The sequence below is a fragment of the Nocardia sp. NPDC004340 genome (genome assembly GCF_053602575.1).
This window is the reverse complement of record NZ_JBSGDW010000001.1, coordinates 808,368-830,052: the sequence shown is the minus strand read 5'-3', so window position 1 is coordinate 830,052 and position 21,685 is coordinate 808,368. Positions and strand designations below refer to the sequence as shown.

The 21,685-nt window shown below is 69.7% G+C and carries 19 protein-coding genes and 1 tRNA gene; 16 read left to right on the top strand and 4 right to left on the bottom strand.

Going from position 1 to position 21,685, the window contains the following annotated elements; translation table 11 throughout:
* Positions 1-4: 4 nt before the first annotated feature.
* From ACWEOI_RS03610 to ACWEOI_RS03595, 4 genes are all read left to right on the top strand, one after another.
* On the top strand, positions 5-931 hold the full coding sequence (locus ACWEOI_RS03610) for an ABC transporter permease (protein ID WP_452358847.1): 927 nt from the start codon (positions 5-7) through the stop codon (positions 929-931).
* A 13-nt stretch (positions 932-944) separates the two neighbouring features.
* Positions 945-1,904, top strand: a complete 960-nt coding sequence (locus tag ACWEOI_RS03605; RefSeq protein ID WP_433670042.1) for an ABC transporter permease subunit — start codon at positions 945-947, stop codon at positions 1,902-1,904.
* Complete coding sequence (locus tag ACWEOI_RS03600; RefSeq protein WP_452358846.1) at positions 1,901-3,571, top strand: dipeptide ABC transporter ATP-binding protein; 1,671 nt, start codon at positions 1,901-1,903, stop codon at positions 3,569-3,571. Before ACWEOI_RS03605 ends, ACWEOI_RS03600 begins: the two co-directional genes overlap by 4 nt.
* A gap of 61 nt (positions 3,572-3,632) precedes the next feature.
* Positions 3,633-4,379 (top strand): Fic family protein, encoded by a 747-nt coding sequence (locus ACWEOI_RS03595; protein ID WP_357087649.1) that lies wholly within the window; start codon positions 3,633-3,635, stop codon positions 4,377-4,379.
* Positions 4,380-4,848: 469 nt separating this feature from the next.
* On the opposite strand, the gene ACWEOI_RS03590 is transcribed toward ACWEOI_RS03595, so the two are convergent.
* Positions 4,849-5,649 (bottom strand): HAD-IB family hydrolase, encoded by an 801-nt coding sequence (locus ACWEOI_RS03590; protein ID WP_433670046.1) that lies wholly within the window; start codon positions 5,647-5,649, stop codon positions 4,849-4,851.
* A gap of 438 nt (positions 5,650-6,087) precedes the next feature.
* On the opposite strand from ACWEOI_RS03590, the gene ssd reads away from it, so the two are divergent.
* From ssd to ACWEOI_RS03555, 7 genes are all read left to right on the top strand, one after another.
* The gene (gene ssd / locus ACWEOI_RS03585) at positions 6,088-7,401 is read left to right on the top strand and encodes a septum site-determining protein Ssd (protein WP_452358845.1); all 1,314 of its coding nucleotides are present in this window, start codon (positions 6,088-6,090) and stop codon (positions 7,399-7,401) included.
* Between the two features lie 186 nt (positions 7,402-7,587).
* Positions 7,588-8,784 carry a TadA family conjugal transfer-associated ATPase gene (locus ACWEOI_RS03580; RefSeq protein WP_452358844.1) on the top strand — a complete coding sequence of 399 codons (1,197 nt, stop codon included), beginning with the start codon at positions 7,588-7,590 and terminating at the stop codon, positions 8,782-8,784.
* Between the two features lie 234 nt (positions 8,785-9,018).
* Positions 9,019-9,831 (top strand): type II secretion system F family protein, encoded by an 813-nt coding sequence (locus ACWEOI_RS03575; protein WP_452358843.1) that lies wholly within the window; start codon positions 9,019-9,021, stop codon positions 9,829-9,831.
* Entirely contained in the window at positions 9,828-10,424 is a 597-nt protein-coding gene (locus ACWEOI_RS03570; RefSeq protein WP_433670054.1) for a type II secretion system F family protein, read from the top strand. The genes ACWEOI_RS03575 and ACWEOI_RS03570 overlap by 4 nt, the downstream gene beginning before the upstream one ends.
* Positions 10,425-10,502: 78 nt before the next feature.
* Entirely contained in the window at positions 10,503-10,697 is a 195-nt protein-coding gene (locus ACWEOI_RS03565) for a DUF4244 domain-containing protein (protein ID WP_433673213.1), read from the top strand.
* Between the two features lie 35 nt (positions 10,698-10,732).
* Positions 10,733-11,047 (top strand): TadE family type IV pilus minor pilin, encoded by a 315-nt coding sequence (locus ACWEOI_RS03560; protein WP_452358842.1) that lies wholly within the window; start codon positions 10,733-10,735, stop codon positions 11,045-11,047.
* Entirely contained in the window at positions 11,044-11,454 is a 411-nt protein-coding gene (locus ACWEOI_RS03555; protein ID WP_452358841.1) for an Rv3654c family TadE-like protein, read from the top strand. The genes ACWEOI_RS03560 and ACWEOI_RS03555 overlap by 4 nt, the downstream gene beginning before the upstream one ends.
* A 320-nt stretch (positions 11,455-11,774) precedes the next feature.
* Here the strand turns inward: ACWEOI_RS03555 and ACWEOI_RS03550 are convergent, their stop codons facing one another.
* Positions 11,775-14,171 (bottom strand): DEAD/DEAH box helicase, encoded by a 2,397-nt coding sequence (locus ACWEOI_RS03550; RefSeq protein WP_452358840.1) that lies wholly within the window; start codon positions 14,169-14,171, stop codon positions 11,775-11,777.
* Positions 14,172-14,606: 435 nt separating this feature from the next.
* Here ACWEOI_RS03550 and ACWEOI_RS03545 point away from each other — a divergent pair, with 435 nt between their 5' ends.
* The 5 genes from ACWEOI_RS03545 to ACWEOI_RS03525 all read left to right on the top strand — a co-directional run bounded on the left by ACWEOI_RS03545 (position 14,607) and on the right by ACWEOI_RS03525 (position 20,012).
* A complete protein-coding gene (locus tag ACWEOI_RS03545; RefSeq protein WP_029925108.1) occupies positions 14,607-14,810 on the top strand; it encodes a cold-shock protein in 204 nt (67 codons plus the stop codon).
* A gap of 317 nt (positions 14,811-15,127) precedes the next feature.
* Positions 15,128-18,031, top strand: a complete 2,904-nt coding sequence (gene topA, locus ACWEOI_RS03540; RefSeq protein WP_452359188.1) for a type I DNA topoisomerase — start codon at positions 15,128-15,130, stop codon at positions 18,029-18,031.
* A 61-nt stretch (positions 18,032-18,092) separates the two neighbouring features.
* On the top strand, positions 18,093-18,599 hold the full coding sequence (locus ACWEOI_RS03535) for a DinB family protein (RefSeq protein ID WP_404204449.1): 507 nt from the start codon (positions 18,093-18,095) through the stop codon (positions 18,597-18,599).
* Positions 18,600-18,641: 42 nt separating this feature from the next.
* Positions 18,642-19,856 (top strand): DNA polymerase III subunit delta', encoded by a 1,215-nt coding sequence (locus ACWEOI_RS03530; RefSeq protein WP_452358839.1) that lies wholly within the window; start codon positions 18,642-18,644, stop codon positions 19,854-19,856.
* Positions 19,857-19,936: 80 nt separating this feature from the next.
* Positions 19,937-20,012: transfer RNA gene (locus tag ACWEOI_RS03525), tRNA-Thr, on the top strand.
* A gap of 52 nt (positions 20,013-20,064) precedes the next feature.
* Here ACWEOI_RS03525 and ACWEOI_RS03520 read toward each other — a convergent pair.
* Positions 20,065-20,424, bottom strand: a complete 360-nt coding sequence (locus ACWEOI_RS03520; RefSeq protein ID WP_452358838.1) for a hypothetical protein — start codon at positions 20,422-20,424, stop codon at positions 20,065-20,067.
* Positions 20,425-20,614: 190 nt separating this feature from the next.
* Complete coding sequence (locus tag ACWEOI_RS03515) at positions 20,615-21,679, bottom strand: NAD(P)H-dependent amine dehydrogenase family protein (protein ID WP_433670065.1); 1,065 nt, start codon at positions 21,677-21,679, stop codon at positions 20,615-20,617.
* Positions 21,680-21,685: the final 6 nt, after the last annotated feature.

Here is a 21,685-nt window from a genome sequence, read left to right as displayed (position 1 = left end):
CCTGATGGCCTGGTACATAGCGCGGCGGCTGCTGCAGATGATCCCGGTGTTCTTCGGCGCGACACTGCTCATCTACTTCCTGATCTGGAAGGTCACCGGCGGGTCGGTCACGGCGCTGGCCGGGCAGCGCACGCTGACACCGGCGCTGGAAGCGCAACTGAAAGCGCAATACGGTCTGGACAAACCGTTCTGGTGGCAATACCTGCACTACCTGAAGGGCATCGTCACCCTCGACTTCGGCACCTCGTACTCGGGACGGCCCGTACGTGAAGTGCTCGCCCGCGCCTTCCCGATCACCTTTCGGCTGGCGCTGCTCGCGGTGTTCTTCGAGGCCGTGTTCGGCATTGCGTTCGGCGTGATCGCCGGACTGCGCAAGGGCGGCTGGTTCGACTCCACCATGCTGGTGCTCAGCCTGCTCGTGATCGCCATGCCCATCTTCGTGATCGGATTCCTGGCCCAGTTCCTGTTCGGCGTCACCTGGCATCTCGCGCCCGTCACCGTCGGGTCCGACGTGAGCATCCCGCGGCTCGTCCTGCCCGCGCTGGTCCTCGCCTCGCTGTCCTTCGCCTATGTGCTGCGGCTGACCCGGAACTCGGTGGCGGAGAACAAGGACGCCGACTTCGTGCGCACTGCCACCGCCAAGGGCCTGCCGCGGCGGCGGGTGGTCTTGGTGCACATCCTGCGCAACTCGCTGATCCCGGTGGTCACCTTCGTCGGTGCCGACCTGGGCGCGCTCATGGGCGGGGCCATCGTCACCGAGGGGATCTTCAATATCCCCGGCGTCGGCGGCACCCTCTACCAGGCCGTGGTGCGCGGTGAGGCGCCGACCGTGGTGTCCTTCGTGACCGCGCTCATCGTCATCTTCCTGCTCTCCAACCTGATCGTGGACCTGCTCTACGCCGTGCTCGACCCGCGGATCCGCTATGCCTGACGGGAGCGCCGACATGCCCGAAACCTCACCGCCCCGGCGTGATCCGCGACCCGGTCAGGAACGCTGGGTGGCGCCGCCCGACGCCGTCGAAGTGGTCGCCACCGACCGGGTCGACGTGCACGGCGCGCCCGCCGGATTCTGGGGCTCGGCCTGGCGGCAGCTGCGCCGCAAGCCGCTGTTTCTGGTCTCGATGGCCATCATCGTGCTGGTGCTGCTGGTCGCCGTCTTCCCGGGGCTGTTCACCGGACAGGATCCGCGGCACTGCGTGGTGGATTTCAGTCTCGCCCCGCCGAATCGGGACCACTGGTTCGGCTACGACCTGCAAGGCTGCGACATCTACGCCCGCACCATCTACGGCGCGCGGGCCTCCGTGCTCACCGGCGTAGGGGCCACCCTGCTGTTCCTGCTCGTCGGCGGCAGCCTCGGCGCGCTCGCGGGATTCTATGGGGGACCGCTGGATTCGATCATCTCCCGGATCGCCGAGATCGTGTACGCCATCCCGCTCATGCTGGCCGCCATCGTCCTCATGCAGCTGGCCGGGCACCGCACCATCTGGGTGGTGATCGCCATCCTCGCGGCCTTCACCTGGCCGCAGGTCGCGCGCATCGCCCGCGGCTCCGTGCTCGCCGCCAAGGGCAGCGACTACGTGCTCGCGGCCGAGGCGCTCGGGGTGTCGCGATTCCGGATCCTGGTGCGGCACATCATCCCCAACGCGCTCGGACCGGTCATCGTCGTGACCACCATCTGGCTGGGCGTCTTCATCGTCACCGAGGCCACCCTGTCGTTCCTCGGCGTCGGACTGCCGCCCACCGAAGTCTCCTGGGGCGCCGACATCGCGGCCGGACAGCGGCAACTGCGCGCCGGATCGCTCATCCTGTTCTACCCGGCCACCGCGCTGGCATTGACCGTGCTCGGCTTCATCATGCTCGGCGACGCCCTGCGCGACGCACTCGACCCCAAGGAGCGACGATGACCGAGCCCCTGCTCGACATCCGGGACCTGCGAGTGTGTTTCGGATCCGGCGACAACCGGGTCGAGGCGGTGCGCGGGGTGAACCTCACCGTGTACCCCGGCCAGACCGTGGCCATCGTGGGGGAGTCCGGGTCCGGGAAATCCACCACCGCGCACGCGGTCATCGGACTGCTGCCCGGCGGCGGGCGCGTCGAATCCGGCAGCATCCTGTTCCAGGGGCGGGATCTCGCGGGAGCATCCGAGTCGGAGCTGGTCGCGGTGCGCGGCAACGGGATCGGATTCGTGCCGCAGGACCCCATGTCCAACCTCGACCCGGTATGGAAGGTCGGATTCCAGATCTCGGAAACCCTGGCCGCCAACGGCATCGCGCGCGGACGTGCCGCCCGGCAGCGAGCGGTGGAACTGCTCGCCGAGGCGGGGATCAAGGAACCCGAACGGCGGGCCGGCCAGTACCCGCACGAATACTCCGGCGGGATGCGGCAGCGCGCGCTCATCGCCATCGGGCTCTCGGCGCGGCCCACACTGCTCATCGCCGACGAACCGACCTCCGCGCTCGACGTCACCGTGCAACGCCAAATCCTCGACCACATCGACGAACTGACCCGCGAACTCGGCACCGCGCTGCTGCTCATCACCCACGACCTCGGACTCGCCGCCGAACGCGCCGAACACCTGGTGGTCATGTATCGCGGGCGGGTGGTGGAATCCGGACCGGCCGCGGAGATCCTGCGCGATCCGCGCCACGAATACACGCGACGACTGGTGGCCGCGGCGCCCTCGCTGGCCGCGCGGCGCAGCGCCACCACCACCGAACGCGCCGCCTACCGGGACCTCGCCATCGACGTGGCCGACGCCGAAGCGGCCGACGTGCCCGACGACATCGTGGTCGCCGAGGGGCTCACCAAGCGGTATCGGGTGCGTGGATCGGTGCCGTGGAAGCACACGGAATTCACTGCGGCCGAGGACGTCTCGTTCCGGCTGCGGCGGGGCACCACCACCGCGCTGGTGGGGGAATCGGGCTCGGGCAAGACGACGGTGGCGTCGCTGGTACTCGGATTGGACACGCCCACAGCGGGTTCGGTGCACTTCGACGGCAAGGACGTCGCCGAACTCGCCCGCCGGACGCCGCTCGCCTTCCGGCGGCGGATCCAGCCGATCTTCCAGAACCCTTACGGGTCACTGGATCCCACCTACTCGATCCATCGAGCCATCGCCGAACCGCTGCGCACCCACCGCATCGGCACCCGGGAGTCACGCGACGCCCGCGTCCGGGAACTCCTGGACCTGGTGGCCCTGCCGTCCGCCGTCGCCGCCCGCTATCCGCGCGAATTGTCCGGCGGCCAAAGGCAACGCGTCGCCATCGCCCGCGCGCTGGCGCTGGAACCCGAGCTGATCGTGTGCGACGAGGCCGTGTCCGCGCTCGACGTCCTGGTGCAGGACCAGATCCTCGAGCTGCTCAACACCCTGCAGGCCGAATTCGGGCTCTCCTACCTGTTCATCACCCACGACCTCGCGGTGGTGCGGCAGATCGCCGATTCGGTCCTGGTCATGCAGGACGGGAAGGTGGCCGAATCGGCGCCCACCATTGACCTGTTCGCGAACCCGCGGTCGCCGTATACCCAGCGCCTGCTCGAAGCCATCCCCGGCCGTGATCTGCATGTGAGCTGACGGGCCCGGGGTACGAGGTGGTGGCCGGGGCGCTGGTGACCAGCCAGTAGCCTCGTATCTCGTGACCGACCCGCTGCAGCCCCTCGTCGACCTGCCCGGCGTGCGCGACGCCGCCGACAAGGCCCGTGACGCTCTCGCCGAGGTGCACCGCCACCGGGCGAACCGCCGCGGCTGGCCCACCACCGCCGCCGAGGCCGCCGTCCGCGCGGCCCGCTCCTCGGCCGCCATCGAGGGCGGCACCATCGATCTGCCCGCCGACGGCAATGTCGAGGACCCGATCCTCGCCGGTTCGCTGCGGGTAGGGCAGGCCCTGGACGCGGAGGCCCTCACCAACCTGGTCGGCGTCTGGCAGCGCGCGCCCCTCCAGGCTCTGGCCCGCCTGCACCTGCTCGCCGCGGCCGACATGGTCGAGGACCAGCAGCAGCTGGGCCGCCCGCGCAATGTGCCCGGAGTCGCCGAACGCCTGGACCTGCTGGCCCAGACCGTCACCACGACCAAAGCGCCCGCGCCGGTCATCGCGGCCGTCGTCCACGGGGAGCTGCTCTCGCTGCGCCCCTTCGGCACCGCCGACGGGATCGTCGCCCGGGCCGCCTCCCGGCTCGTCGCGGTGTCCAGTGGTCTTGACCCCCACAGCCTCGGCGTCCCCGAGGTTTTCTGGCTCCGCCGCCGTCAGGCGTACCTGGACGCGGCGGCCTCCTTCGGCATGGGCACCGCCGACGGGGTCGGCGGCTGGGTGATCTTCACCTGCGGCGCGCTCGAGGACGGCGCGCGCGAAGCCCGCTCGATCGCGGACGCGGCCTCGGGGTAAACACCCCTGGCATCGAAAATGCGTGTGCCCCACCGTGATTCGAGGTCTCACACGCATTAAGAGCGGGCGGCGTTGTCGCGATTGCGACCTCACCGCCCGCTAGCACGGACTACCTGGTTACCAAGCGTGCTTTTCGGGTTGTGTTCTCTTCGGCCTCGGCGAGCTCTCCGGGATCCGGTGGTTCATCCCCGCATTGGATGCGAGGCCCTCGCCGTCGAAATCCTGGATAACGCAGGCCCACAACTATCCGTGCCCTTGTCGCGGCGTGCTCCGCGTGGGTGCCTGGTGTCCGTGCTGGGAAGGGTGGGATGGGAGGTCGAATCTTCTCTTCCGATCCGATCTTGGCCTTCCGTCCTTCCGTGCCTCCATTGTTACCCCGTGACCGCCGTCACATCAAGACCTGCGGAAACTTTCCAATCCCGGCGTGTCCGTCTCGTTTCACGCCCGGTATTTCGGACGAATGACCGGGTCAGCGACGACGGCGCAGCAGCCGGTAACTCAGCGCCCCGGCCGCCACCGCGCTCAAGCCGACCGCGACCGTCGCGGCCACCGTGGTGGTCGTCGGCGCCGGGATCCGGGCCCACAGCGACACCGGGTTCGAGAAGGCCAGCACCGGCCAGCCGCGGGCGGCGGCCTCGCGCCGCAGACCCCGGTCCGGGTTCACCGCGGTCGGATGACCGACCACCTCCAGCATCGGCAGATCGGTCACCGAGTCGGAGTAGGCGTAACAGCGGTCCAGATCGTAATCGTATTGCGCGGCAAGCTTTTCGATCGCCTCGACCTTGCCGGGGCCGTAGCAGTAGAACTCCACTTCGCCCGCGTACCGGCCGCTCTCGATCACCATCCGGGTGGCGGCGAAGTGGTCCGCGCCCAGGGCGGCCGCGATCGGGGCCACCACCTCCTCGCCGGAGGCGGAGACGATCACCACGTCGTGTCCCCGAATCCGATGGTCCGCAATGAGATCCGCGGCCTCGGCGTAGATCAGCGGGTCCACGATGTCGTGCAGGGTCTCGGCGACGATCGAGCGCACCTGGTCGACATCCCAGCCCGCGCACATCTTGGTGAGGTGCTCGCGCATGCGCTCCATCTGGTCGTGATCGGCGCCGGACAGCAGGAACAGGAAGTGCGCGTAGCTGCTCTCCAGCACCGCGCGCCGGCTGAGCAGGCCCTGGTCCAGGAACGGCTTGCTGAAGACGAAGGCGCTCGACCGGGCGATCACCGTCTTGTCGAGATCGAAGAAGGCGGCGACTCGTCCGCGTTCGGCTGTCACGGGTCCAGGATATGGTTCCGGGTCGCGCGGCGGGCGTCGTGGGTCGTCCCGCGCGGGTCCTCGATGCGCCGGGGTCCTTCATGCGACGCGGTCGGCGGCCATGGTCGACGTCACGTTTGAACTGGGGTTCGTCGGGGTTAGCCAGCGGGAAGCCGGGCGGTCAGGACGGGAAAAAGACTCGCCGGGCGGACTTGCAATACGGCCGGGGCTTGGGTGTAGTATCGCAGTTACCTGGACATGGTCCAGGCGCGTTCAGCCCGACCCCCCGGGGCTGAACCCGACGGCCCCAGCCTCCTCCCCCCCCGGCTGGGGCCGTCCTCTATTTTCAGGCGGTTTCGGATCCGCCCACACTTCCCGAATTGTCCACAGGCCGCGTGTTATCCACACTCGCCGTCGGGCCGCTGTCGTCGCTTCGTCATTCGGGCGACGCTGACCTGCATGAACTCCGATGTCGCCACCCCACCCGCGCTCGCACTGGTCGCCGATCCCCGTCTGCGCGAGGAGATCCGCCGTATCGCCGCCGCGGCCGACCGCCCGCTCGACGAACGCGTGCCGCCCCCGGGTCGACACCCCTGGACAGCCGCGTCCGTCATCGTCCTCGATACCGCCGCCGCGCATAGCTGCGTATCCGCCGGGCACCCCCGCCGCTCGGGGATCCTCCTGGTGACCGACGGCGAGCCGAGTTTGCTCGACTGGCAAGCCGCCACCGCGGCGGGCGCCGAACAAGTCCTTCCCCTGCCCGCCGCGGCCGACGCCTTGATCGCCGCCTTCGCCGCCCACGACGGCCGCCGTCCCGGCGACGGCGCGGTCCTCGCGGTCGCGGGGGCGGGCGCCGGTGCGGGCGCCTCGGTGCTCGCCGCCGCCGTAGCCCTCACCGCCGCAGGGCGTTTCCGCGACCGCACCCTGCTCGTCGACTGCGCGCCCTACGGCGGCGGCCTCGATCTGCTGCTCGGTCTGGAGAAGCACGCGGGCCTGCGGTGGCCCGACCTCACCATCGAACACGGCCGGGTCGCCGCCTCGGCGCTGCACCAGGCGTTGCCCGTCACCTCGGGGCTGGCCGTCCTCTCCTGTGGAAGAGCCGCTCCCGCAGGGGAACTCGATGCGGAGGGCTGTGAAATCGATCGAGGAGTGATGGCCGGTTACTCCGGAATCTCCGGAGTGGCAACCGAACTCGGCTCCGGATCGGACACGTCGAGCGGCGCGTGGGTGGATGGCGGTGGAGCGAATTCGCCGCTGGCGCCGGCTGCGGTGCGTGCCGTCCTGGAGGGTGGTCGTGCGGCCGGTGATCTGGTGGTCGCCGACCTGTCCAGCGACCATGGTCCGCACACGGACCAAGTTCTCGATCTGGCGGATCTGGTGGTGCTGGTGACGCAGGCGCGACTCCGTTCGATCGCCGCGGCGGAATCCGCAGCGGCCTACCTGAAGGCCCGAAACCCGCATGTGCGCTTGATCATCCGTGGACCGGCCCCGGGCGGCCTCGCGCCCACGGATATCGCGGAGACCCTCGCGCTGCCACTGCTGTCGGCCGTTCCCTCCCAGCCGGGGCTGACCGAGCGCCTGGAGCGGGGTGGCCTCACCGTGCGTCGTCGTGGTCCGCTCCGCACCGCCGCTGAATCCGCGCTGACGGCCTTGTTCACCGGTGGTCCCGGCCACGACCGCGTCGCGCGCCACCCGGGCCCGTTCTGGTGGAGTGTCGCCCGGACGCGTGGCACCCATGCGGGGTCGCGGGCGTCAGCACAGGTGGGCCGATGACGCCGGGATGCGGGCGCTGCCGATTGCGGCGGGTGCTCGTGGGCATCTGGCCGGATGCGGGGATGCCACAGGCATCGGGCGGCGGTCCGCTGGCGCACGCGCGGTCGACCGCCGGGCGGTTGACCTACTGCCGTATCGGGTCCGGGCCGGGCTGCCGGTGGCTCGCGTTCGATGTGGAGGTGCGCGATGAGTGAGCTGGTGACGGCCGAACTGCTGGAGCGGGTGCGGGAACGGCTGGCCGACGGGGCCGCCGACCCGGATCCGGCGCGGGTGGCGGCGGCCATCCGGACCGAGGCGGGCGGGGTGCTGGCCGACACGGATCTGTTGCGCGCCTTGCGAATGCTGCAGACCGAGATGACCGGAGCCGGGGTGCTGGAACCGCTGCTGCACGATCCCGAGGTGGCCGATGTGCTGGTCACCGGACCGGAGTCGGTGTGGGTGGATCGCGGGCGGGGGTTGCGACGCACCTCGATCCGATTCCCGGACGAGGCGGCGGTGCGGCGACTGGCCCAGCGGCTCGCACTGGCGGCGGGGCGCAGGCTGGACGACGCGCAGCCGTGGGTGGACGGTCGACTGCCGGGAATCGGTGCGGCACAGGGGCATTCGTTCGGCGTCCGACTGCACGCGGTGCTCTCGCCGATCGCGCACGGCGGCACTTGCCTGTCCCTGCGCGTCCTGCGGCCCGCCACCCTGGGCTTGGATGCCCTCGCGGCGGCCGGGGCGGTGAACTCCGACGCGAAGTCGCTGCTGGAGCGCATCATTCGCGCCCGGCTCGCCTTCCTGGTGGTGGGCGGTACCGGGTCGGGCAAGACAACCCTGCTGTCGAGCCTGCTGGCCATGGTCGATCCGGCCGAGCGCATCGTCTGCGTCGAGGACGCGGCCGAGCTCGCGCCGCCGCATCCGCACGTGGTCCGGCTGGTGGCCCGGCCCGCCAATGTCGAAGGTGCGGGCCAGGTCACGATGCGCGACCTGGTCCGCCAGGCGCTCCGCATGCGACCCGACCGCATAGTCGTCGGGGAGGTCCGCGGCGCGGAGGTGGTGGACCTCCTGACGGCCCTGAACACCGGGCACGACGGCGGGGCGGGCACGGTGCACGCGAACTCGCCCGGCGAGGTCCCAGCCCGCCTGGAGGCGCTGGCCGCCCTCGGCGGCCTGCCCGCGGCCGCCCTGCACAGCCAGCTGGCGGCGGCGATCCAGGTGATCCTGCACGTTCACCGCCACCCCGACGGCCGCCGCACACTCCGCGAGATCGGCCTGGTCACGGCCGACCGCGGCCGGGTGCGGTTCGTACCCGCATGGACCGCCGACGACCGTCCGGCCCCGGCGGCGTCCGCCCTGCTGACCCTGCTCGACGAAAGGACCCCTGATGATTCCCGCGAGTGACGAGTGCTCGGGTTCGTGTGGGTGCCCGCGGCCCGCGGAGGCTCCACGTGTCCGTCTGGAGAAGACCTACCCGGTTCCGGTCGGTAATGCGCCGTGCTGCAATCCATTCGGGGTGCACGGGTCGCGGTTCCCAGGTATCAGGCTGGCCCGGCCCGTCGGATGCTGTCGCTGTTCGAACAGTGATTCCCGTGGGGCACAAGATGAGTCGACAACGTCGATGAGCGAAGGCAACTGATGTCGACCACCATCGGCCAGCCCGCGTCCGTGCTGGCGTGTGTCGCGCTCGCGCTGTTCGTGTTGCCGCCGCCCATCGCCCGGCGACGGATGAACATGTTGTTCGATCAACCTGCGGTCGCGCGAAAGGCGCAGTGCACCTGGACCGTTCGTGCTCTGCCGCTCGCCGCCGCGCCCCTGCTTCTGTTCGCCGGTCCCGGACCGGTTCTGGCGGGTCTGCTGATTCTCGCGACCCTTGTGATCCGCTCTCGGCGTACCCGTCGGGAGCGGTCGCGGATCGCCGCCACCGCGCAGCTCCTGGAGGGGCTGGAGGCGGTGATCGGTGAACTGCGCATTGGCGCGCACCCGAGCGCGGCGGCCGCGGTGGCGGCCGTCGAGACCGAGGGTGAGGTGGCCAGGGCCTTCGCGGTCAGCTCCGCGCGCAGCCGGCTGGGAGGGTCCGGCGCTGAGGGCCTGCGCCGCCCCGATTCGGTGGTGGCTCGAGAACTGTCCCGGGTGGCCGGTGCCTGGCGGGTGGCGGAACGGTACGGTCTCGCATTGGCCGAGCTGCTGACGGCCGCCCGTCTGGATCTACTGGGTCGCAAGCGCTTCCGGGACCGCACCGCCGCGGCGCTGGCCGGAGCCCGGGCGACAGCGGTGGTGCTGGCCCTACTGCCGGTGCTCGGTATCGGCCTCGGACAGCTGATGGGCGCGGCCCCACTGCGGGTACTGTTCCTGTCCCCGGCGGGAACGGCTTTGCTGCCGTTGGGTTCCGCGCTCACCTGTGCCGGTCTGCTGTGGTCCGATGCCATCGCGGGCAAGGTGCTGCGATGAGTCCGGCTGTCGCTGTGCTGGCGGCCCTCGCCCTGCTGGTCCTGCCGGGTCGGGGCGGCGCGGTGCGCAGACTGCGCTGGATGCGCGACTCGACGTCGGCGGAACCGCCGGTGCCGTCGGCGTATCCGGCCGATCCGGACGTGCTGGGTGTCGCCTCGGCGCTCGATCTGCTCGCGGCCTGCCTGCGAGCCGGACTGCCCACCGCACAGGCTGCCGCCGCGGTGGCCACCGAATCGCCTGAGCCCTTGGCGTCGGCACTGTCGCGGGTCTCGGATCTGCTGATGCTGGGCGCGGATCCGACGAGCGCCTGGGCGCAGGCCACCGAGGGCATCGCCGACGACGCGGTGGCGGCGCTGGCCCGGATGGCCCGCCGGTCGGCGCGTTCGGGGACCGGATTGGCCACCGCCGTCACCGAATTGGCGGAACGCCGCCGCGGGGAGCTCGAGGATGCCGCCGCCGCCCGCGCCGAGCGGGCCGGGGTGCTGATCGGCGGCCCGCTCGGTCTCTGCTTCCTGCCCGCCTTCGTATGCCTGGGCATCGTCCCGGTGGTGCTGGGTCTGGCGGGCCGGGTACTGGACGGCGGTCTGCTGTGACCGCCGACGACTGTGCCGGCGCGGAACGGCCGCGCCGCGACGAGGGAGGGAGAGACCGTGGGAACGACCGTCCGGCACCTGTACTGGGAACTGCGCGCCAGACTGCTGCACGCCCTGACCGCCGACTCCGGCATGAGCACCGCCGAGTACGCGATCGGCACCATCGCGGCCGCGGCCTTCGGCGCGGTGCTCTACACCGTGGTCACCGGGAACAGCATCGTGAGCGCCCTGACCGCCATCATCGACCGAGCTCTGAAGACTCCCGTCAAGTGACGTATGCCACACCACCTGATCATGCCGAGGCGGGGATGGCGACCGTTGAGGCGGCGATCGCGCTGGCCGCGCTGGTCGCGGTCGTGATTCTCGGGGTGGGCGCCCTGCTGGCGGTGTCGGCGCAGGTGCGCTGTGTCGACGCCGCCCGTGAGGCGGCCCGGCTGGCGGCTCGCGGCGAGACCGACGCGGGCGTCGCGACCGCCCGGCGGCTGGCACCGTCGGATGCCCGGATCGTCGTCCGGTCCGAGGGGGAGCTCGTGGTGGCCGAGGTGAGCGCCCACGCCGCGCTGGTCCCGGTGACGCTGCACGCGGCGGCGGTCGCGGCTCGGGAACCGGGGGAGTCGCCATGATCCGCCTGCGCCGGGATCGCGCGACGTGGGATTCGGGCGGGGTGACGGTGACCGCGTGCCTGGCGCTGATCGGCCTGTTCGCGGTGACGATCCTGGTCGCGCAGGTCGGGGTGGCGGTCACGGCCCGGCATCGGGTGCAGGCCGCCGCGGATCTGGGCGCGCTCGCGGCGGCGGGTGCCCTGGACGGCGGTGTCGGCGCCGCGTGCCGCCGGGCCGCCGAGATCGCGGACCGCATGGGTGTCCGGTCTGTCGGGTGCGAGGCGCGGGGATGGGACGTGACGGTGACGGTCGTCGGGCGGGTGTGGCTCGGGCCGATCGGGGAGCGGGATGTCCGGGCCGCCGCTCGGGCCGGCTTGGGGGATGACCTGGGGTTGCGAGGGGATATCTCGTACCGAGCGGTTGGTTAGAATTGTGATGGCGCGGGCCACATCGGTGGTCGATCAATGCGGAAATTCGATGAAAGCTTTAGGCGAATTGAAGAGGTGTCGATTGCATTGCAATTCGTTGCCCGAGACTCATTCGAATGAATGCACAGGTAAATCCGCGGGTGACATATTCGAGTGGAGCAACCCCTCAGTTAACAGGATCACATCCCTTTTTAATCGACTTGACGCCTCGGCGTGTCGCCGCCACCCTCCAGCATCCGGATTCGGCCCGATATCTGCCAGTTGACGACGCCGACCGGTTGGTCGGATGGCGCTCCGGTCTCACCGCGGCGACGGCGGCGTCACGGTTCGGGAGTGCCGTCGTCACCTTCGCCGAGATCGGCCAGAACCGCCCGGAGGAGCCGGGCTGCCCCGGCCTTGTCCAGGGGATTGTTGCCGTTCCCGCACTTGGGCGACTGCACGCAGGACGGGCACCCGGCCGCGCAGCCGCAGGAGTCGATCACGCCCAGCGTGGCGGTGAGCCAGTGTCGCAGTCGCAGGAACCCGCGTTCGGCGAATCCGGCCCCGCCGGGATGTCCGTCGTAGACGAATACTGTCGGCAGGCCGGTGTCGGCATGTTCAGCCGTCGACACTCCGCCGATGTCCCACCGATCGCAGGTCGCGACCAGCGGCAGCATGCCGATGGCGGCGTGTTCGGTCGCGTGCAGCGCGCCCGCGGCGTGTCGCGCATCGATCCCGGCCCGGGCCAGCAGATCCGGCGTGACCGTGTAGTACACCGCCCGGGTCGGCAGGGTCTGGGCGGGCATGTCCAGCGAGATCAGGTCCAGCACCTCGCCGCTGGGCAGTCTGCGCAGGTAGGCGATGACCTGCCGGGTGACCAGCACCTGGGCCAAACCCGTGGTGACCGAGCCGTACCGCCGTTCCTCGGTGACCGCCTCGATCTCCAGCGTGGTCACCGCCCGCGCGCTGGTGCTCCACCCCGGCGTGTCGGCGCGGACCAGGGCGACACCCTCCTCCAGGTCCAGCTCGTCGACCACATAGCTCTCGCCCTGATGCAGGTGCACCGCGCCCGGGTGCAGGGTGGCGGGGGCGCGCCCGGCGTCGGTGGTGCCCAGCATGCGCCCCGATTCGACGTCCACCACGGCGATCGCGGTGCCGATGCCGCCGCGCACGTCCACCGCGTCGTGCGGGTGCGCGTCGGCCGTCACGAACCAGCGCGCCGACCCGTCCCGCGCCACCCCCGCGCGCCGCCGGATCAGACCCTGTTCGGCCAGGTCGGACAGCAGTTCCCAGGCTTCGAAGGCGTGCACCTCGGCGTCGCTGAGCGGCTGTTCCAGCGCCGCGCACAGCAGGTGCGGCCCGAGCACGTACGGATTGTGCGGGTCGGTGATCGTCGCTTCCAGCGGCCGCCCGAGCAGCGCTTCCGGGTGGTGCACGAGGTAGGTGTCCAGCGGGTCGTCACGGGCGATGAGCAGCACCAACGACCCCTGCGTGCGGCGCCCGGCGCGCCCGGCCTGCTGCCAGAACGAGGCGACCGTCCCCGGGTATCCCGCCACCACGACGGCGTCCAGTCCGGCGATGTCCACGCCCAGTTCCAGGGCATTCGTGGTGGCCGCCCCCAGTAGCGTGCCCTCCGACAGGGCGGCTTCCAGGGCGCGCCGGTCCTCGGCCAGGTACCCGGCCCGATAGGCCGCGACACGCCCGGGCAGTCCCGCGTCCACGTCGGCGAGCAGCCGCCGGGTGTCCATGGCGATGAGTTCCGCGCCGCGCCGGGACCGCACGAAGGTCAGGGTGCGGGCGCCCTCGGCGACCAGATCGGCCATCACGGTGGCCGCTTCCGCCCCGGCCGAACGCCGCAGGGCCGCACCGTTTTCCCCGGTCACGCCGCTGCCGACGAGCGGCGGCTCCCACAGCGCCACGGTCCGCGCGCCCTGCGGCGACCCGTCCTCGGTGACCGCGACACACGGTGCGCCGATGAGCTTCTCGGCGGTGGCGGCGGGGTCGGCGGCGGTCGCCGAGCACAGCACGAAGACCGGATCGGCCCCGTACCGCTCGGCGAGTCGCCGGAGTCGGCGCAGCACCAGGGCCACGTGCGACCCGAAAACTCCCCGGTAGATATGGCATTCGTCGACCACGATGTACTTCAGCTGCCGAAACAGCCGCGCCCACCGCTGATGCGACCGCAACATGCCGACGTGCAGCATGTCCGGATTGGTGAAGACCCAGCGCGCGTGCGCTCGCACCCACTGCCGGATCTCCGCCGGCGTGTCGCCGTCGTAGGGCGCGGGATGGATGCTCCGCAGCGGATCTTCGCTGGTCAGCTCGTTGACCATGCGCAGCTGGTCGGCTCCCAGCGCTTTGGTCGGCGCGAGATACAGCGCGGTGGCCCGCGGATCCTCCTGTAGCGCGGTCAGCACCGGCAGCTGGTACGCCAGCGACTTTCCAGACGCCGTTCCGGTCGACACCACCACGTGCCGGCCCGCCGCGGCGAGGTCCGCGGCCCGGCTCTGGTGGCTCCACGGCTCCGCGACGCCGGCCGCCTGAACTGCGGCGATGACGTCGGGAGATGTCCATTCGGGCCATTTCGTGACCTGCGCCGCGCGCGGTGGTAGCTCACGAACATGGGTGAGCCGGGGGTCACCTGAAACAGGGCCGTTTAGGACACGATTCAGCAACGATCTCCCGTAGCTGATGTCGCTCGCATCTCCGGATCGCGGCGCCGGATCTCGATCAATCATCGAAGCGCCATCGCGACACGCCGAAGGGGTGCGAAACGTGTGTGCGTCCGCCGCTCTACCTGCCATTTCACTACAGGGTAGCGACCTGCCTCACACCCTGTTTGCCAGATGCTCGCTCTGTTATCCGGAAGCAAACCAACTTCAAGTACGGATTTGGGCATTATGCCCCTCACCTGCGCATTCGCAAGATCAACTTTTTTGCAAATTGTGGGTAACTCCGCTGTTGAATTGCCCGAAGACATGGTTCACTGGTCCCTGGTCGCAAGCTTCTGTGTTCGAGGGAACGGATCTAAAGTCCAAACCATCAGCAGGATCGATGTTGCGAACGGTGTACTAGGTGCTTTCCTGCAGGGGGAACAGAGTACAGCGGTCTCAACGGACCCGGTGGATGAACCCAGTTGTCCGCCGTTCCGGTATGGAAAGAGAAGGAACAGAATGGCACAGGGAACTGTGAAGTGGTTCAACGCGGAGAAGGGGTTCGGCTTCATCGCGCCCGAGGACGGCTCCGCTGACGTCTTCGTCCACTACTCCGAGATCCAGGGGTCGGGCTTCCGCACCCTCGAGGAGAACCAGAAGGTCGAGTTCGAGGTTGGTCAGGGCACCAAGGGCCCGCAGGCCACCGGTGTTCGCGCGCTCTGAGCGCGCCAACCCCTAAGGTTCCGTCCCCCATCGCCGCCGGCGGTGGGGGACGACCCATATCTTGACCCATTACACTCGATCACGATCAGGGGCTACATCGTCGCCGCGCACCAGCCGCGGCCTTTGAACACGGTATAAACGTTGCTGGCAGCGATATCGGACATCGCAGCCGCTTTGCCCCAGCCGCGTAGAGCGCGTACACCAAGCTCCGGCGCGGATCGAGACGAAAGGTGTGTTCGCCGGTGGCAACACGAGACCGCGGTGCAGCGCCGAACCCCGAGGCAGCGCCCGACCAGGGCCGTTCCCTGCGTCGTCTCGTGATCGTCGAGTCGCCGACGAAGGCCAAGAAGATCGCCCCGTATCTGGGCCGCGGTTATGTGGTCGAGGCGTCGGTCGGCCACATTCGGGACCTGCCGCGTGGTGCGGCGGATGTGCCCGCCAAATACAAAGGACAACAGTGGGCCCGGCTCGGCGTCGACGTCGACCATGATTTCGAGCCCATCTATGTTGTCAGCCCCGAAAAGAAGGGGAAGGTCAGCGAGCTGAAGAGCCTGCTGGCCGACGCCGACGAGCTCTACCTCGCCACCGACCCCGACCGCGAGGGCGAGGCCATCGCCTGGCATCTGCTCGAAACCCTCAAGCCCAAGGTGCCGGTCCGGCGCATGGTGTTCCACGAGATCACCGAGCCCGCGATCCGCGCGGCCGCCGCCGACACCCGGGAACTGGACCAGGATCTGGTCGACGCGCAGGAGACGCGGCGCATCCTGGACCGCCTCTACGGCTACGAAGTGTCGCCGGTGCTGTGGAAGAAGGTCATGCCGCGGCTGTCGGCGGGCCGCGTGCAGTCCGTGGCGACGCGCGTCATCGTGCAGCGCGAGCGGGAGCGCATGGCGTTCCGGTCCGCGGAGTACTGGGACATCGCGGCCAAACTGGATGCCGGCGGCAAGGAGGACGGCGGGAATCCGCGGGTCTTCGGCGCGCGCCTGGTCAGTGTCGACGGTCTGCGGGTCGCGACCGGTCGTGATTTCGGCGCCGACGGGCAGCTGAAGTCCGGCGAGCGCAATGCCCCGACCGTGCGGGTGCTACACGCCCACGACGCGCAGCACCTGGCCGAGTCGCTGCACGGTGTGAATCTCGCCGTCACCTCGGTGGAGTCCAAGCCGTACACGCGAAAGCCGTACGCGCCGTTCATGACCTCGACCCTGCAACAGGAGGCGGCACGCAAGCTGCGTTTCACCTCCGAGCGCACCATGCGGGTGGCGCAGCGGCTGTACGAGAACGGCTACATCACCTACATGCGTACCGACTCGACGACGCTGTCGGAGTCGGCGATTCAGGCGGCGCGGTCGCAGGCCACCCAGTTGTACGGTGCGGAGTACGTCAGCCCGACGCCGCGCCAGTACACGCGCAAGGTCAAGAACGCGCAGGAAGCACACGAGGCGATTCGCCCCGCCGGTGACACCTTCGCCACGCCGGGGCAGCTGCACAACAAGGTCGACAACGACGAATTCCGTCTGTACGAGCTGATCTGGCAGCGCACCGTGGCCTCGCAGATGCAGGACGCGCGCGGCACCACGCTGACCGTCCGCATCACCGGTGTCGCGAATTCCGGTGAGGAGTGCGTGTTCTCGGCGTCGGGCCGGACCATCACCTTCGCGGGCTTCCTCAAGGCGTACGTGGAGAGTGTCGACGAGGAGGCGGGCGGCCAGTCCGATGACGCCGAATCGCGCCTGCCCGCGCTGACCGAGGGCCAGGGCGTCACCGCCATCGAGCTGCTGCCGGACGGGCACACCACCAATCCGCCCGCGCGATTCACCGAAGCCTCGCTGATCAAGGCGCTGGAAGACCTCGGCATCGGCCGTCCGTCCACCTACTCCTCGATCATCAAGACCATTCTCGACCGCGGTTACGTGTACAAGCGCGGTAGCGCGCTGGTGCCGTCGTGGGTGGCGTTCGCGGTGATCGGCCTGCTGGAGGAACACTTCGGGCGGCTGGTGGACTTCGACTTCACCGCGGCCATGGAAGATGACCTCGACGCCATCGCCGGCGGTCGCGAGCAGCGCGGAAACTGGTTGTCCTCCTTCTATTTCGGTGGCGATCACGGTGCGCAGGGTTCGGTCGCGCGCGAGGGCGGCCTGAAAAAGATGGTGGGCGAACGGCTCGACGGCATCGACGCGCGAGAAGTGAACTCCATCAAGCTCTTCGCCGACGAAGAGGGCCGCGATGTGGTGGTCCGGGTCGGCAAGTTCGGGCCGTACCTGGAGCGCATGGTCGTCAATCCCGATGACCCGGACGGGGATCCGGTCTCGCAGCGCGCCAACCTGCCCGACGATCTGCCGCCGGACGAGCTGACCCCGGAGGTCGCGGAGAAGCTGTTCGCGACGCCGCAGGAGGGTCGATCGCTGGGTGTGGATCCGGTGTCCGCGCACGAAATCGTCGCCAAGGAAGGACGTTTCGGCCCGTACGTCACCGAGGTCCTGCCCGAGCCGGTCGAGGAGGCCGACACCGGCGCGAAGAAGACCAAGAAGGCGGCCGACAAGCCGAAGCCGCGCACCGGCTCGCTGTTCAAGTCCATGAGCGTGGAGACGGTGACGCTGGACGAGGCGCTGCGGCTGCTGTCGTTGCCGCGCGTGGTCGGCGTCGACCCGACTTCCGGGGACGAGATCACCTCGCAGAACGGTCGCTACGGGCCGTACCTGAAGAAGGGCACCGACTCTCGGTCGCTCACCAACGAGGACCAGATCTTCACGGTGACCCTCGAGGAGGCGCTCAAGATCTACGCCGAGCCCAAGCGGCGCGGCGGGCAGGCGGCGAGCGCGCCGCCGCTGCGGGAACTGGGCGTCGACCCGGTGTCGGAGAAGCCGATGGTGATCAAGGACGGCCGTTTCGGTCCGTATGTCACCGATGGCGAGACCAATGCCAGCCTGCGCAAGGGCGACGAGGTCGAATCCATCACCGACGCCCGGGCTTCGGAGCTGCTGGCGGACCGGCGGGCGCGCGGCCCGGTGAAGAAGGCCGCGAAGAAGACGGCCAAGAAGGCGGCGGCGAAGAAGACCCCGGCCAAGAAGACGGCGGTCGCCAAGACCGTGGTCAAGAAGGCGGCGGCGAAGAAGGCGGCGGCCAAGACGGCCGACGGCGTCACCACCAAGAAGGCCGCGGCGGCGAAGAAGGCCCCGGTCAAGAAGGCCGCGACGAAGAGCGCCGCGTCGGCGCAATCCTGACGATCGTCGGTGCCCTGCCGTAGCGTGCAGTTCGGAACACGCACCAGCGGAAGGGCATTCGATGACGGTCGACCACGAGCGGGAAGAGCTGATCAAGGTTCTCGCGAGCCAGCGGGACCTGTTCCGGATCACGGTCCGGGGCATCGACGACGAACAGGCGCGCCAGCGCACCACGATCAGTGAACTCACCCTCGGTGGGCTGCTCAGTCATTGTGTGAATGTCGAGCGGCACTGGACCACCATCCTGGTCGAGCGGGACCCGAACTCCGAATTCGACGTCTCCCGAATGGATTCCGAGTACCGGCTGGACGCGGACCAGACGGTCGCGGGGCTGCTCACCGAGTGGGAGGCGGTGGCCGAGCACACCGCGAAGCTGATCCGCGAACTGCCGAACCTCGAGGATTCGGTGCCGACGCCGACCGCCCCGTGGGCGCCGGAGCGGGAGTGGCTGACCGTGCGCTACATCCTGCTGCACATCCTGCGGGAGATCGCGCACCATTCCGGCCACGCGGATATCCTGCGTGAGGCGCTGGACGGCGCGAACACGACATACCAGCGCGCGAACTGACACTCGGCGGCGCTGTCGGGGGTGGCCGCTAAGGTGGTCGGCGTGGCGGGTGTCTTCGATCGGCTGGTCGGCCAGGGTGCGGTCGAGTCCGCGTTGACGGCTGCGGCGGTGGCGGCGCGGGGTGGGGCCGGATCGTCGTCGGCCATGACGCATTCCTGGTTGTTCACCGGTCCGCCCGGTTCGGGGCGGTCGGTGGCGGCGCTGTGTTTCGCGGCCGCCCTGCAGTGCACGGACGAGGGAACACCCGGCTGCGGCCGCTGCCACGCCTGCACCACCACCATGGCCGGCACCCACGGTGATGTGCGCCGGGTGGTGCCGGAGGGTTTGAGCATCGGCACCAAGGAGATGCGCGAGATCGTGCAGGTGGCGTCGCGGCGGCCGAGCACCGGCCGCTGGCAGATCGTCGTGGTCGAGGACGCCGACCGCTTGACCGAGGCCGCCGGCAATGTGCTGCTCAAGGTGGTCGAGGAGCCGCCGGCGCGCACCGTGTTCCTGCTCTGCGCGCCTTCGGTGGATCCGGAGGACATCTCGGTGACCCTGCGATCCCGCTGCCGCCACGTGCATTTGGCGTCGCCATCGGTGGAGTCGATCGCCCAGGTGCTGCGTGACCGGGACGGCCTGGACGCCAAGGTCGCCGGTTGGGCGGCCTCGGTGAGTGGCGGCCACGTCGGCCGCGCCCGCCGGCTGGCCACCGATGACGACGCCCGCGCCCGCCGCCGCCGGGCGCTGGCCCTGGTCGCGGCGACCGCCCGCCCGGCGCAGGCCTACGCCGCCGCCGACGAACTGGTGAAGTCCGCCGACGACGAGGCCAAACTGGTCAGCGCCGAACGCGACGAGAAGGAACGCGACGCCCTGGCTACCGCCCTCGGCGCCGGCGGCACCGGCAAGGGCACCGCATCGGCCACCCGAGGTTCCGCCGGCGCCCTCAAGGATCTGGAGAAACGCCAGAAGTCCCGCGCCACCCGCACCGGCCGCGATGCCCTGGACCGTTCCCTCATCGATGTCGCGGGCCTCTACCGCGACGCCCTCGCCGTCCGCTTCGGTGCGGCCGCCGCCGATTCCTCCTCCGGCGTCACCCTCACCCACCCGGATATGGCCGACCAGATCCGCGAACTGGCCACCGACGTCCGCCCCGAGGGCCTGCTCCTCTCCATCCAGGCGGTCCTCGACTGCCGCGAGGCCCTCGAGACCAATGTGAAGCCCCGCTTCGCCCTCGCCGCCATGGTCGCCGCCCTGATGGCGGCCCGTTCCGCCTGACCGAGAGTGTTCCCGGTCACCCGACCACCCGTTTTCGCGATCCGGCCCCGAGACGATAGACTCGCACCGCCGGAAGGCACGCCGCCTTAGCTCAGTCGGTAGAGCGCTTCACTCGTAATGAAAAGGTCGGGGGTTCGATTCCCCCAGGCGGCTCCAAACAAGCAGGTGGAGAGCGATTGTCGCTCTCCACCTGTTGTCGTTTCCGCCGCTACCCGATCGCTGGGGACGTACCCGTGCCGTCGTGGATTCCGCGGGCTTCGGCGACCCCTGGCCCACCTCCGGTCCCGCCGTGTTCGCCGTTGTCGGTGCAGCCGTTCCCGGTCTCGCTGGGATCGGTGCAGGTCTTCTCGCCCCCACCGCCCTCCCCGCAGTTTTCGTTGTCGCAGCCATGGGGCGGGACCGGCGGAGGCGGCGGAACCGGCTCGGCGACCTGCACGACGCCGGACGACGCACTCGCCGTGGCCACGGCCGGACCTGCCGCCGTCGCGGGAACCGCCATCACCACCCCTGCCAGCACGAACGTGGTGAACAGCTGACGCATGACATTTCGGTAGGTCTCGTTGGTCATCATCATTGCCTTTCGGGCGGAGATACCCCCATCTGCGATCGACCTGATCAGAATTTTACTCAGGTGATCAACAGCGCTGAACCATGTGGCGCAGTCGTGACCTGCCGTTATGGAACGGTCGGGGGTTCGATTCCCCAGGGCAAAAGAAAAGGTGAGGACCGTTGTGGTCCTCACCTTTGTCGTTGGCGGGTCAGGAGACGAGGCCGCGGCCGGTGGTCAGGGGGAGGTCCATCGCGGTCAGCAAGCCGGGGCGGGCTTGGACGACGGCGGGGATGGTGCTGACCAGGCGGGCGGCGGTGCCGACCACTCCGGCTTCGGCGTGGTCGCCGTTGCTGTAGAGCTGCAGGTCGAGGAGGTAGTCGGGTTCGCCCTTGATTTCCACTCGGTAGCAACCGGATCCGGCCGGTTGGGGCCAGTCGGGGGCCAGGTCGGGGTGGAGGCGGGTGACGTGTTCGAGGGTGAGGATTTCGCGGCCGTCGCGGATGCCGTGGATCTGGAAGCGGAGTGCGGCGGCGGTGCCCTCCTCGACGGTGTGGGCGCCGATGCGGATCGGTTCGGTCGCGGGGAGGCGTTCGAAATGCTGTGTGACCGAGTCGAGTTCGATGTCGAGGGCGGCGGCGAGCTGGCGGATGACGCTGCCCCAGGCGAGGGTGAGGATGCCGGGCTGCAGGAGCAGGGGGAGGTCGTCGAGCTTGCTGCCGAAGCCCATGATGTCGAAGACGACCTTCGGGTTGTCGTAGGTCGAATAGTCCATGATCTCCGAGCAGATGACCCGGTCGATGCGCTCGGAGCCGCTGGACAGGAGCAGTGGCAGCCAGTCGTTGGCCCAGCCGGGGTCGATGCCGTTGACCCAGAGGGACGCGCCGCCTTCCTCGGCGGCCTCGATGATGGGGGCGATGGCCTCGTCGGGCAGAGTGCCGTAAGGGAATTGGAGGAAGACCGGGCTGCTGGAGACCACGTTGATGCCGGCGCGGAGGAAGGTCTTCAGGTCCTCGACGGCCTCCATCAGGCGGTCGTCGGCCATGGCGGTGTGGACGATGCAGTCGGGCTTCAGGGCCAGCAGGGCCTCGGCGTCCCGGGTGGCCAGGACGCCGGTCTCGCGGTCGAGACCGGCCAGTTCACCGGCATCCTTGCCGGCCTTCTCGACGCTGGACACCCAGACGCCGACCAGTTCGAGTTCGGGGCGGTTGATGATGGAGCGCAGGGCGCGGCGGCCGACATTGCCTGTGCTCCACTGGACTACGCGGTAGGTCATGGAAAA

Excerpts from the sequence above, each read along its gene's own strand:
- ACWEOI_RS03610 (WP_452358847.1), top strand. The coding sequence starts at position 5 with ATGGCCTGGTACATAGCGCGGCGGCTGCTGCAGATGATCCCGGTGTTC.
- ACWEOI_RS03605 (WP_433670042.1), top strand. The coding sequence starts at position 945 with ATGCCCGAAACCTCACCGCCCCGGCGTGATCCGCGACCCGGTCAGGAA.
- ACWEOI_RS03600 (WP_452358846.1), top strand. The coding sequence starts at position 1,901 with ATGACCGAGCCCCTGCTCGACATCCGGGACCTGCGAGTGTGTTTCGGA.
- ssd (WP_452358845.1), top strand. The coding sequence starts at position 6,088 with ATGAACTCCGATGTCGCCACCCCACCCGCGCTCGCACTGGTCGCCGAT.
- ACWEOI_RS03580 (WP_452358844.1), top strand. The coding sequence starts at position 7,588 with ATGAGTGAGCTGGTGACGGCCGAACTGCTGGAGCGGGTGCGGGAACGG.
- ACWEOI_RS03575 (WP_452358843.1), top strand. The coding sequence starts at position 9,019 with ATGTCGACCACCATCGGCCAGCCCGCGTCCGTGCTGGCGTGTGTCGCG.
- ACWEOI_RS03570 (WP_433670054.1), top strand. The coding sequence starts at position 9,828 with ATGAGTCCGGCTGTCGCTGTGCTGGCGGCCCTCGCCCTGCTGGTCCTG.
- ACWEOI_RS03560 (WP_452358842.1), top strand. The coding sequence starts at position 10,733 with ATGGCGACCGTTGAGGCGGCGATCGCGCTGGCCGCGCTGGTCGCGGTC.
- ACWEOI_RS03555 (WP_452358841.1), top strand. The coding sequence starts at position 11,044 with ATGATCCGCCTGCGCCGGGATCGCGCGACGTGGGATTCGGGCGGGGTG.
- ACWEOI_RS03550 (WP_452358840.1), bottom strand. The coding sequence starts at position 14,171 with ATGATTGATCGAGATCCGGCGCCGCGATCCGGAGATGCGAGCGACATC.
- ACWEOI_RS03545 (WP_029925108.1), top strand. The coding sequence starts at position 14,607 with ATGGCACAGGGAACTGTGAAGTGGTTCAACGCGGAGAAGGGGTTCGGC.
- ACWEOI_RS03535 (WP_404204449.1), top strand. The coding sequence starts at position 18,093 with ATGACGGTCGACCACGAGCGGGAAGAGCTGATCAAGGTTCTCGCGAGC.
- ACWEOI_RS03520 (WP_452358838.1), bottom strand. The coding sequence starts at position 20,424 with ATGACCAACGAGACCTACCGAAATGTCATGCGTCAGCTGTTCACCACG.
- ACWEOI_RS03515 (WP_433670065.1), bottom strand. The coding sequence starts at position 21,679 with ATGACCTACCGCGTAGTCCAGTGGAGCACAGGCAATGTCGGCCGCCGC.